This is a genomic window from Pseudomonas sp. PB120, from assembly GCF_009761815.1.
Classification (GTDB): Bacteria; Pseudomonadota; Gammaproteobacteria; order Pseudomonadales; family Pseudomonadaceae; genus Aquipseudomonas.
Map to the genome: position 1 here is coordinate 296,973 of NZ_RWIN01000051.1, position 11,217 is coordinate 308,189.

The window sequence follows — 11,217 nt, forward strand, 5'->3', positions numbered from 1 at the left end:
ACGGGGCGATCAACGCCCCTCAAGCAACTCGGCAGCCTGATCCAGCAACGCCAAAGGCTCCTTGGCCTTGTGGATATCCACCGACAACAACTGCCGAAACTTGCGCGCCCCCGGAAACCCGGTGCCCAGCCCCAGCACATGCCGGGTGATGTGGTGCATCGAACCACCGGCCTCGAGATGCTCCGCAATATAAGGCCGCAACTGCGCCAGCGCCTCAGCCCGGCTGATCACTGGCGCCGTGCTGCCGAACAACTGCTGATCCACCTCAGCCATCACATATGGATTGTGATACGCCTCACGGCCCAGCATCACACCGTCAAACGTCTGCAAATGCTCGTGGCAGGCTTCCATCGTCTTGATCCCGCCGTTGAGAATAATCTCCAGCTCCGGGAAATCCGCCTTCAACCGCGCCGCCACGTCATAGCGCAACGGCGGAATGTCCCGATTCTCCTTCGGCGACAACCCCTCCAGAATCGCAATTCGCGCATGCACGGTAAAACTCGTACAACCGGCATCCCGCACCGTGCCGACGAAATCACACAACTCCTCGTAACTGTCCCGCCCGTTAATCCCGATCCGATGCTTCACCGTCACCGGAATCGACACCGCATCGCGCATCGCCTTCACACAATCCGCCACCAACTGCGGATGCCCCATCAGGCACGCACCAATCATATTGTTCTGCACCCGATCACTCGGGCAGCCGACGTTCAGGTTCACCTCATCGTAACCATGCTCCTGGGCCATGCGCGCGCAGGCCGCCAGGTCCAATGGCACGCTGCCACCGAGCTGAAGCGCGAGCGGGTGCTCGGCTTCGTTGTGACGCAGGAAACGCTCGTGATCGCCGTTGAGCAGCGCGCCAGTGGTGACCATTTCGGTGTAGAGCAGCGCGTGCTTGGAGAGCAGGCGCAGGAAGAAACGGCAGTGGCGGTCTGTCCAGTCCATCATCGGAGCGACGGAGAAGCGGCGGGAGAGTGGGGCGGGTGCGGCGATGGTTACGGGCATTGGAGGTCTGGAATCGGTGGGGCTAGGAGGTGAGGGAGTTTATCAGGATTGGGGGTGGTGGGCTCAGACGAGTGCTGCTGTTCAGGGCATTTGAGCAGCGACTTGCTACGAGATTTGTCCCTATTTTCAGAGCTGTATGGTGGACGGTAAGCGGCAATATTTTTCGAGTTAGGGGCAATTTATTTCCAATGGCTTATAAAAAATCGCTCCAGCAAAGAAGAGTAATTTTCTATGGGAGTTATTGAATGGCTGAAGGCGAAATTTTTTTATGGACTAAATGGACATATTTTTGCGTCATGCTTTACTGATGTGGAGGACCGTTAATGGCCTCAAAAGCAAAACTCGATCAAAGTAAATTTCTCGTGGAGCTTCTTTATGCGGCCACACTCAATATTCTTTATCTCGTTGCTGTTCGTATCAACCGTGGCAGTCGCTGAGCTTAACTGTCCACCTATGCCCGCAGATATGACCGGTGTTACTCATGATGTAAAGTCTAATATAGAGGCTGCCGCAGGAAAGCTTGGGCCAATTTCAGCTGGGCAAGTAAAAGTTCAAACAGAGGTTCAAGCAAAAGCTATTTATGAAAAATATCCAAATCTAGATAAGCTGACTATTTTGCAGATGCTCAGCGCAACTTACTGTTCTGGTCTGAATGGACCTGAGTATACCCAGCAAGAAAGAACAGACAGATGGATGCAGTTTATGGATAAGTATCTGGAGCTAAGGCCGATCCCTCCGCCACCTCCTCCGACAAAGACTAACCCAAGCTCGGAAATTAAAAAAAATGACAGCAATAAGTTAGAGCAATACGACGTTGCTGTGTCTAAAAGAAATAAGGGGGATTATGTTTCAGCTTTAAATATTTTTCAATCGTTAGCTCAAGATGGGGACGCTAAGGCACAATATCAACTTGGAAAGTTGTACTATTTCGGTAGTGGAGTAGAAGTGGATTATAAAAAGGCATTTTATTGGTTTAAACTCTCGGCGGAGCGAGGCGTTCGAGAAGCCCAGCATAACCTTGCCGTTATGTATCAAGACGGCAACGGCACGGAAAAGAATGAAGCCGCTTCTTGGCAATGGTATACCCAAGCCGCGAAAAATGGCTTTGCACCATCCCAAGAAATACTGACTAGCAATGACCGCTCGTGGTGACTTATTGAGGATCTGCCACGATCACCGCACCTTTCTTCTCAGTTTTCTTCGGTGGTGTTGACTCGCAAGCGCGAATCATTTCGGTGCTTAAGCCTGAACAGTCCCTCCAACCTTCAGCTGTCGTTACACAATTAGCACTGCAAGAGCTCAATGTTCCTGTTCCAAAAATTCCGCCCACGTCTCTTTTTTCTACACCGGCTACTACACATCCGGTAACTGCCAGTGTTACAGTTAAAAATAACCTCTTGTCGAGAGGCAATAGTTTAAATATTTTAATGTTGTTCATCTTTGGAGTTCTCGCACTCTGTCGTTCTGTTTTTGGTTTCCTTTAGACAATCCTGTCCCGTAGTCCCCTGTAGGCAGAGTGAGCTGCAACCAGTAGAGTAGAGGCCGGGGGCGACGCCTACATCATCCTGTTTTAGTTTGAAACTTTCGGCGCTTATCTCTCCTCTCCAAATTGCCGCCCAGCCCGCACAACTTTCCAGGGTTAAAATAAAGCTCAATAGAAGTAGTGGTCCCATGTTTTTTCGTGTGTAATGGAATTTTGGCAGTCTCATTCTAACCGTCCATAAAATGGGTCATTTAGTCAGAAGGTTCGAGAAGGTTAATAAAGATATAGCTGTCAGTTTTGGTATGGTCAAGAAGCTTTGTTCGATAAAGCTCTCATACTGACCGGGGCTATGAAATGTGGGGAAGGGCGCGGAGGAAGGAGTAGCATTATTTCCCTGAAGCGATGTTCTCCCTTACAAATCTGTCCCCTTTGGCCATCCGTCTCCTTTGCTGTCCCTTTTGCAGGTCAGTTGCTGCGGCTAGTGGCATCGAGCGATTGAGATCAGCCCGCTTCTGTAACGAAGCGTTAAGCCACAATGCTTTACTTTGCGATACCCATATCGATGAGTTTGCTTTCTACAGGAAACGCAGATGGCTTGGACAGTTCAGGTACACCATTCATTATTGGGTACAGCGTCGCCGTTGGTACGCACACCAATTGCCTGGAGCTTTTGTCTGCAGATAGGGATGCCAAAGCGGTACCAAGGCTTGCAACTGCAGTAATAGTTTCAGGTATTTTAGTGTCAGTCTTCTGACCAGCGTTTGTCAGGATCCCATTTGCGAGTGTGACTGAAAGGTCAGAAGAACCGTATCCGCTCTTGAACTTGAGCGCCCTTTTTTCTCCGGGTAGGGATACGACTGTTGCTGTCGATACGCAGTCTTTCCCAATAGAAACAAATAGATATGGTTTAGGCTCGTAATAGGAAAGCCCTTGTTCCCCGAAGTCCAGGCCGGCACACCCTGAAATTAAAATTGATGCCGTTACGGTCAAAGCGGTGAATGCAATTTTCATAAAGCGTCCCCTGATGCTTCTTCTAGGTGATCTTCAAAGTTTTAGCACTAAGAGATTCGGTTTAAGCCGGATAAACGCTAGTGCTGCAAAACTCGGTGAATGCTGAGAACTAAGCCATTAACAAGTCTGGGTCAATCTGCTGACCTAACGGTAGTTCAGAGCTGCTTAAACTGCCAGTGACAGGGGAAGGGTACGGGAAAAAATTAAGTTATTTATCTCTATGGCCTGACTTCTTTACTTTCTAAAAAATACGCCCTCCCTGTGGTTTAAAATTTGCGAAAACCGTTCCGTGAGCCGTTGCTGGGGGCAAGAAGCATTGAACGGTTTCTGCTGGAGAACTTTATGCTTTGGGCCATGCCTGAACGATTGCGGCGCCAATAGCGAACATAATCAGAACAACGGCCCCTAGATACGTACCTCGCGCAGAACACTCCGGCAAATTAATGCGTCTGGTCGCTAAATATGGGGTGAGCGCAAAGCCGAACGCAGCGGCGAGTAATGGGGTCAGAACCCAGAGATCGTGGCTTTCCCAAGGTGTATTTACATTGTGAAACCCCCAAGCCCCTAGGACTGCGATACAGAGTGCGAAGCATGTTGCTCCAGAGGAACAAAGCCCTTGGACGGAGCCTGCGGGGTAAGTAGAAACTTCAGTGTCCTGCGTACTCATGCGATGTTTCCTCAGAGTTATGTTGGTTTAAATTTTCTGCATCAGTAAAAGGGTGAAGGCTTCTCGTAAACGATTAAGTGCCGTGACGGAGACATATCTGTTTGCCATTGTGCGCGCTCTAGTTTTTTCCGCTGCGTAGGAGGGTGGATACTCGGCTACCTGCACTGGCCATCAATTTGACATTGCTGTGCATGGCTTTGTCTAGCCAAACGTTTCAACAGTTATTGAAATACGGGTAAAGAAACAGAATTGTTTTTTGTCTTTGGTTGGGGCTGAGACAAATCTCATGGGATATAGGACAGATAAGTGATGATTAGCGGTGGTGAGGGAAGGGGGGGCGTCGAGTGTCATTCCCAGCGATGCGGCAATTTCGCAACTGTCCGGATGGACAACCCCCTCTCGTCAGAACGAATCAGCGTTACTGAGGCGGATCGATCTGATCCAGCACCCGGTTAGCTGTGATCTCCGCGAGCATGATGCTGTTGGAAATGCCCAGTAGGGCATTGCGTGAACCACCATCCAGGAGGTCCACCAAGTGATGGACCATGACGTCGACCGAGGCGAGGGTTTCGACCAGGTAAACCATCAGGGTTTCAGTGGTAACAGCTGGGTCTACGGTGAACAGGGTGCTAGGGGTGCGGGGTTTTGCTTTGATGTCGGCGGTTGAGGGGAAGTGGTAATCGAGGGCGCGTTCGGCGGCTTCGTTGAGTTTTGTTGAGTCGGGGGCGTATGGGGAGACCGGGTCGGTGTCTGGTGGGTTGGGTGAAGGCTTTATCATTAACTAGATCCTTTTATGGAGCGCCTCTCTTTTGCTGCTAAACGAAAGGGAGGCAGCTGTACGCAGGTTAGCAGACCGGGGATCTAGCAAGCCGGCGCGCCCGAAGGCGCCCTGCGCACAGCCACCATCGAGTGCAGACATGGGAATGCCTGACTGATAGAGCTTGTGCTCTTCACTAGAAAAACCACGGGCTGCTAAACCCGATCACTGATAGGCAGTGACGAGGATCAAGTTACCGGTGGGGCCTAAGGCGCACAAGCCGGCGGATTCTGGCGTACGCGTAGGCAACGGCGCAAGGTTTTGTAGCCTTAAGGAGGCGTTTTTGAGGGTGCTTAAACAAGCAGCCTCGGACGATGTTTAATGGACGACGTGCTCTGCCTTTTCTCTTCGGCGAGGCTAATAATTAGTGGAGATGTGTCCATCTGCAAAGGGTAATGCTGGTCAGTGGTGCTGGACGATGGTAATTTTCCGCGCGAAAAACCACTTAAGATAAATAAGGAATGTTGATGAATCGTATTTTCGGTCTGATCTTGTGTGCATTAGTGCTGCCAATGAGCGGCTGCGTACAAGGGACTTACACGAAGTCCGTTCAGGTTACCAAGGACGAAACAGGTCGCGTTGTGCAGACCATAGAAACTGAAAGTGTTACGCAAGTCGGGCAAGGCAACGCGATGCGTTTAGAAAAAATTAAAGGGGTCCAAAACTAAATAGTCGGGGATCTGCCTATTTTCCAATTTTTCCGGCTTGCCCCATTCCGACTGGAGGCAAGCCCGCTGTATCATTATCTCGCCGTCGACTTCAGGTGGATGAAAATTTCAGGTTACCCAGATCGATCTCGGCGTAACTTCCCAAGTCACCCTTGTAGAGAGAAATTCTGGACGCTCCTAACTCGGATTGTAAGAAGTCAACAAGCTCTCTAAGGCTGCGGTTTGCAGACATTGTAGTCGGGTGCACTATCGTTGCCTGTCCGGGCTCGTCATCGTATAGCCTGATCAAAAACACATCCTCTTCGTTCTGTATCTCGTATTTGTACCCGCGATAGTCATATCCAATATCGTGGTCGACATCAAAAAAGCGTGTAGATTTAACTATTTTCAAATTAGACTCCGTTAAATTTCACTAGCAGTAAGTCAGCTGCAACCCATAGAAGGGGCGTCTAGTAAAGTGCTTTATTCAAGGGGAGCATCGGGAAAATGGTAGGTTTCGAAAGAGATGGGAAGGAGGATGGCTCATTGTTGAAAAATACATCTGTCCCCTTTATTCGCTAAGACTCAAACTGACATGTCTGGAACCCCTAGAAAGTAGTGGAGCGAGTGAAGGGGATCGAACCCTCGTTATCAGCTTGGGAAACTGATAACGAAATGATGCCCAGTTCTGGTTAGGAGAAAAAATTTACAAATTTTTGCGAGCCTTGGGCGGAGCGTAGTGTCGCCGTTAAAATTCCGCGTGGAGTTCGATTGACTTCACATCCACCGGCTGTCGAATTACCTGCCCCGTGAGTTTGTTCCGTACCTTGAATTTCAGCATGACATTCTCGGATCTGCCGTCCCTTGTTACGTCTTGATCCGAAACGTGGAGCGTCGGGTCAACAAGTTCAATTATGAACTGGGGAGCAGTCCTCATCGGTACGGTAAATATCATTCGAATTACTCCTTCACCATTTGGCTGATAAAGGATCGCGTCGGTAGAGCCGGTGATGGCCTGATGGTAGGAGATCATGGCCTGATCTTCTGCCATCTGTTGGTCAAGGAAAGGGCCTTGTTCAGGCGTCAGTGTTATGAAATTATCTTCAAAGCCAGCAGGAACTACTGAGGGTGTTTCATCGGCTAAAATGTTTATCGAGTATCCCTCTGCCTCGTAAGCGAGTTTCATCAACCTGCCAGGTAGGACTAGGGTCTTTGGGCCTATGACGATTGAAAAGCATACTGGCCCATCGCCAAAATCGGATAGGTCAAATATGGCATCTTCTTTACCTAATTCTTCGGTAAACGAATCCAGCCGAGAAAGTGCAGGCGCGCGATATCTACAAATACAAAAATCCTGGGTGGTTTGAGTTAAAGGCTCGATGAAAATTTTTTTACCAGTGTCGTGGTAGTTTACTCGCCCCGATTGGTGAATCGTTATTTTCTTGTTTTTAGGGCGTGGTTTCTCAAAGTGAATGAGTTGTGGTTCCTGTCTTTTCGGGTCTGTGCTCCATGAGTTGCATGAAGTGGTATCTCCATCTCGCCGTAATACTAAAATTAGAGATCCATCTCGATCAACTGATTCGAGAACCAAAAATTTCCGTAGGCTGTCCCGATGTTTGATGAAAATTCGCATATAAATTTGGCCTAAAGGAGGTTGGCGACGTATGTAGTGCAATTCAGGGGGGGGGGAGAATGGATCTCCTTCACCCTTGATAGCATGTAGGAAAGGAGACCGATTTATTTTTAGAGGAATAGGAAAGGGGCAGGTCTATTTCTGGAGGACTAGAGAGCGTCGCTATGTGGAAAATAAATCTGCCCCATTTTTTTTTTCGCATTTTTTTTCGATTTCCCCAGCCCAATTTTTTCGAAACTTGGCTGAAAGCCCTACTACATAGAGCTTTCAGGTTGGAAGGTGATTTTCAGAATTTTACTATGTACGGTTGTAATCACCAACCGCAATAAGCAAGGATGCGACCGAAGCTAAATTGCTAGCTCTTGCGTTGATAAAGTCAACATACAGTTTTGAACCATCGTGGAAATCTGGGGGAATGAGCGACGCTGTAAAAACAGACGTTTTAATTTTTTCGTCGATTCTCTGGAAATAATCGAAAGGGTTTGCGTCGGAGATCTGCCGATTATCTACTGAGTTTAGCAAGCATATATTTGCTATAACGTTCGACTCGTGAAAAGGAATTCCCAAGGAGTTCAGGTATGACTTGGGGTAAATATGGTGAAATTCTCGGGAGTTATAGGAGGCTAAAGCTTCACCTAAGTCGATGTTAGCACCTGTCAAAAAGCTTTTCGGTTGACACTGTGCCAATAGGCAAATAGCGGCTTTCGCAGCTGTTGAGTTAATGCGCCATGTTTTTTTGAAGAGTCCCGTATCAACACTTGTATCAAGCGTGTCGAACGCAGGCTCCCCTGATGCAAGTGCATGCATCTTTACAATGTCGATCATTACATACGAGTTTGTACCAGCTTTGTATCGTTGGGAAAAAGCACAGTGCCAAACCACTTTTTTAACCCGGTTAACTGTGCTGCGCTAGGCTTCAGGTTTTTGGAATAAAAAGAAACCAGTGGCACTAACATAATCGGGAAAGGGATAAATACGAAGTTCTTAATGTGCAACTGTTTTTCAAGAAAATCGATGCAGGAATACATAGCCTGCTTAAGCTTAGACATCCCTTCGATGAGCTGATCAGGGGGCACATCGACGAGTTCGTCGGAGTCAATTCTATTTAACGTGATTGACGCTAAGCATCGCATAAGTAGAGCTTCTTCAATTTGCTCGTACCCTTTGTCTGCCAAACTATCAAGCAATTGTTCGATTTCGTTACGAAGGTCAAACTGCTCGGACCACGTCCAAGCGGCGAGGAGTTCGAGAGTGCTAAGGCTGGTTCCCGAAGAGTTAATTCTTTGGAAAACCCTACATACTTCTTGGTTGCTGCGATCTTTAATAGTTACAACAGGGAACTCATAATCTTTGAATCGTTCTGTAAGTTCGGCGATGACATTTTTTTCGTCATCCGGAAAACGACTTAATTCTGGTAGGAGTTTTGTTGTGTCTAAAATAGTGCGGAGGTTGATTGAGTCCGTTGGAGCCATCGAGCTATGAACGAACTCTCCAGTGCTTGGCACGAACGAAACATTAAATCGTGCAGCAAGCTCAGAGTCTTTGGTGTTGGAGTCGGAGTTAAACACTCCGTATAGGGTGGTCAGTCTTTGTTGGCCATCCAAAACGTAGTTGACAGGATAGTCTTCTGGGGTTTTCGGTAGCTCGAAGCCGCCTACATCGCGTTCGTGATTTAACTTTTCCTTAGTAGACCAAAGCAGCAGGGAGCCAACAGGGTATCCTCGGTAGATAGAATCTAACAAGCTCATTATTTGCTCGTCAGTCCACACATACTCTCGTTGAAATACTGGGATTTTTATATTGCCGCGAGCTACGTCGGTTAGCAGTGATGAAAGCCGCGGGTTGGTGGGGGTGATTTTATGCGTGCCTGCCACATTCAGTCCTTTTAAACATGATTTTAGATACGGGGTTTTCATCGAAAATATGAGATTTGTCAAGAGCTCATTAGTTTTCTGATGTGACATAAAAAATTAATGACCGATTTTCATACATCGGCTAGTGCGCTGCGAAATGGCGAACACGAACTGTCTAGGAATGTATCGTCCAGGAAAAGGTAGGGAAAAGGGGGCGGAGAAAAAGGGGCGCAGGGAAAAGGGGGCAGATTGATTTATTTTCTGTGTCCTTTTTCGGCCATTTTTTTGGACCCAAAAGTGCAGCAGTTAACGCCCAACTTTGAAGCTTGATCGAGGCCTCCAAAGCCAACGACCTAGAGTTCTATGCGTGATTGAGCGTGCATCCGAGCGCTTACTGACCGCTTCCTCGGTTGGAGTTTACGAAGCACCACTGCGCTGGATGCGGACTCTCAATCTCGATGGCTGCTAATGTTTACAGTGAGCTTAAAGAACACGAGCGGAGCAACGATCATGGAGTACGACGACAAACTGATTGAAGACGCCGTGCTGGCCCTGTTGACGACCTTCAGTTTTGATAACGGCAATGCTTGGAAAGGGTTCGATTTTGAGGTCATGAACCGATTGCATGAGCAGGGGTTTATCACCGATCCGGTGAACAGGAACAAATCGATTTGGTTGACGGCGGGAGGGCTGGAGCGAGGCCGGGAGATCGCGGATCGGTTGTTTGGGGTGAGAGCTCAAGTGGAGTGTGTATCTGGCTCGGATATCTGACTTCGTTCCACGGCTATAAGGTAGGCGGGGCTTATGGATCGTATGTCATCGAACGAGGTCAGCGTTTCGACCAGATAACCCCTTATCGCTGCCAAATCAGCGGCAAGAGCGTGGAGGTCATTCAGCGGTGATAAATCAGTCAAGCCATCACGCGATCCGTAGCAGCTGGCGAAGCCTGCGTTCGGCTGCGCAGCAGTCGTAAACCCTGAGTGCGCGGTGAATCTGACGGACCGCATTTTCTGATTTTACGACTGCTGCGCAGCCGAACGCAGGCTTCGCCAGCTGCTACAGGGGCTGTGTTGTTGCTGAGTTTTTTAACTGATCCAGGGAGCCGTCCTTTTTATTCGAAACACCACCGCACCTGAACAAACCCTGTCACTGACCAAAGTTTCATAATGGGCGCCAGCTCAACAGCCTACGATAAACACACAACTCCAGCCCAACGCCCCCCCACCACAGGAACCCGAAAAGTGACCTCAAACCTATTCAAAGTAGCCCTCATCACCGGTGCTTTGCTGTTGAGCGCCTGTTCGGGGGCGAGCACCCATTCCAGCTGTGACTCCGAAGAATGCCTGCCCTCTGCCGGCTTCACCCCAAGCCACAACAACACCCCCAACACGATGAATTTCCACGGCAGTGCGCTCGGCAACAGCTTCAACCAATACAGCTCCGGCTTGCTGCACGACGACTGATTCGCAGCAATCCAACCAAGCCAAAACGAAAAAGGGCGCCCATCAAGGCGCCCTTTTTTGCTCTCCACATCCCGCCAACCCCTCAATCACCGCTTCGCAAACGTATCCCCGCGATTCCCCGACACTTTCCGGCAATGCACCAGCGCATCCCGAATCATGAAGTTCACCAACGTCGGCGACACGCCCAGTTCCTTGGCGATGTCCTTCTGCGGCACGCCATGCAACCGGTACATCTCAAACGCATAACGCGTACGGCTCGGCAGTTCGGTCAGCGCGTCGGCGATGTGTTCGAGTGTCGAAAAGTTGATGTGGGAGGTTTCCGGGGAGGCGCCCTGGATCACCACGTTCAGGCCTTCTTCTTCCGGCCCTGAGTATTTCTGTTCCAGCGCCTGTTTGCGGTAGTGGTCGATGGCCAGGTTGCGCACGATCTGGAACAGGTAGCTGAGTTGAGCCTTGAAGGAGGAGGTGATCTGCGGCGCCGATTGCAGGCGGAAGAAGGCGTCTTGCACCACGTCTTCTGCGCGCGAGCGGCAGCCGGTGATGCGGGCTGCGATTTTGACCAGTATCAGTCGGTTGTCGACGAAGGCTTGAAGTAGCGGTGAATCGCACCTGCTTGTGGACACTTGTTCCGTCATGGA

At 49.3% G+C, this 11,217-nt stretch carries 12 protein-coding genes; 4 read left to right on the forward strand and 8 right to left on the reverse strand.

Features of this window, described 5'->3' with window-relative positions; genetic code table 11:
• Positions 1–9: 9 nt before the first annotated feature.
• Positions 10–1,005, reverse strand: coding sequence for a tRNA dihydrouridine(20/20a) synthase DusA (gene dusA, locus EJA72_RS11880; protein ID WP_157711628.1), 996 nt, complete (start codon positions 1,003–1,005; stop codon positions 10–12).
• A gap of 375 nt (positions 1,006–1,380) precedes the next feature.
• Here dusA and EJA72_RS11885 point away from each other — a divergent pair, with 375 nt between their 5' ends.
• On the forward strand, positions 1,381–2,157 hold the full coding sequence (locus EJA72_RS11885; protein ID WP_157711629.1) for a tetratricopeptide repeat protein: 777 nt from the start codon (positions 1,381–1,383) through the stop codon (positions 2,155–2,157).
• Between the two features lies 1 nt (position 2,158).
• On the opposite strand, the gene EJA72_RS11890 is transcribed toward EJA72_RS11885, so the two are convergent.
• From EJA72_RS11890 to EJA72_RS11900, 3 genes are all read right to left on the reverse strand, one after another.
• Positions 2,159–2,443: a hypothetical protein gene (locus EJA72_RS11890; protein ID WP_157711630.1), complete on the reverse strand. Its 285-nt coding sequence runs from the start codon at positions 2,441–2,443 to the stop codon at positions 2,159–2,161.
• 585 nt (positions 2,444–3,028) lie between these two features.
• On the reverse strand, positions 3,029–3,499 hold the full coding sequence (locus EJA72_RS11895) for a hypothetical protein (RefSeq protein ID WP_157711631.1): 471 nt from the start codon (positions 3,497–3,499) through the stop codon (positions 3,029–3,031).
• Between the two features lie 1,085 nt (positions 3,500–4,584).
• Positions 4,585–4,944 (reverse strand): DUF6124 family protein, encoded by a 360-nt coding sequence (locus EJA72_RS11900; protein WP_157711632.1) that lies wholly within the window; start codon positions 4,942–4,944, stop codon positions 4,585–4,587.
• Between the two features lie 506 nt (positions 4,945–5,450).
• On the opposite strand from EJA72_RS11900, the gene EJA72_RS11905 reads away from it, so the two are divergent.
• Positions 5,451–5,651 (forward strand): hypothetical protein, encoded by a 201-nt coding sequence (locus EJA72_RS11905; protein ID WP_157711633.1) that lies wholly within the window; start codon positions 5,451–5,453, stop codon positions 5,649–5,651.
• A gap of 727 nt (positions 5,652–6,378) precedes the next feature.
• Here the strand turns inward: EJA72_RS11905 and EJA72_RS11910 are convergent.
• From EJA72_RS11910 to EJA72_RS11915, 3 genes are all read right to left on the reverse strand, one after another.
• A complete protein-coding gene (locus EJA72_RS11910) occupies positions 6,379–7,263 on the reverse strand; it encodes a hypothetical protein (RefSeq protein WP_157711634.1) in 885 nt (294 codons plus the stop codon).
• Positions 7,264–7,560: 297 nt separating this feature from the next.
• The gene (locus EJA72_RS29025; RefSeq protein ID WP_218574363.1) at positions 7,561–8,088 is read right to left on the reverse strand and encodes a hypothetical protein; all 528 of its coding nucleotides are present in this window, start codon (positions 8,086–8,088) and stop codon (positions 7,561–7,563) included.
• Positions 8,088–9,227, reverse strand: coding sequence for a DUF262 domain-containing protein (locus EJA72_RS11915; RefSeq protein ID WP_306109992.1), 1,140 nt, complete (start codon positions 9,225–9,227; stop codon positions 8,088–8,090). The genes EJA72_RS29025 and EJA72_RS11915 overlap by 1 nt, the downstream gene beginning before the upstream one ends.
• A gap of 399 nt (positions 9,228–9,626) precedes the next feature.
• Between EJA72_RS11915 and EJA72_RS11920 the strand changes: the two genes are divergently transcribed.
• Both EJA72_RS11920 and EJA72_RS11925 read left to right on the forward strand, forming a co-directional pair.
• On the forward strand, positions 9,627–9,887 hold the full coding sequence (locus EJA72_RS11920; protein WP_157711635.1) for a DUF6429 family protein: 261 nt from the start codon (positions 9,627–9,629) through the stop codon (positions 9,885–9,887).
• Positions 9,888–10,357: 470 nt separating this feature from the next.
• Positions 10,358–10,579 carry a hypothetical protein gene (locus EJA72_RS11925; protein WP_178129299.1) on the forward strand — a complete coding sequence of 74 codons (222 nt, stop codon included), beginning with the start codon at positions 10,358–10,360 and terminating at the stop codon, positions 10,577–10,579.
• 86 nt (positions 10,580–10,665) lie between these two features.
• Here the strand turns inward: EJA72_RS11925 and EJA72_RS11930 are convergent, their stop codons facing one another.
• Entirely contained in the window at positions 10,666–11,214 is a 549-nt protein-coding gene (locus tag EJA72_RS11930) for an RNA polymerase factor sigma-70 (RefSeq protein WP_157711636.1), read from the reverse strand.
• Between the last annotated feature and the right edge of the window lie 3 nt (positions 11,215–11,217).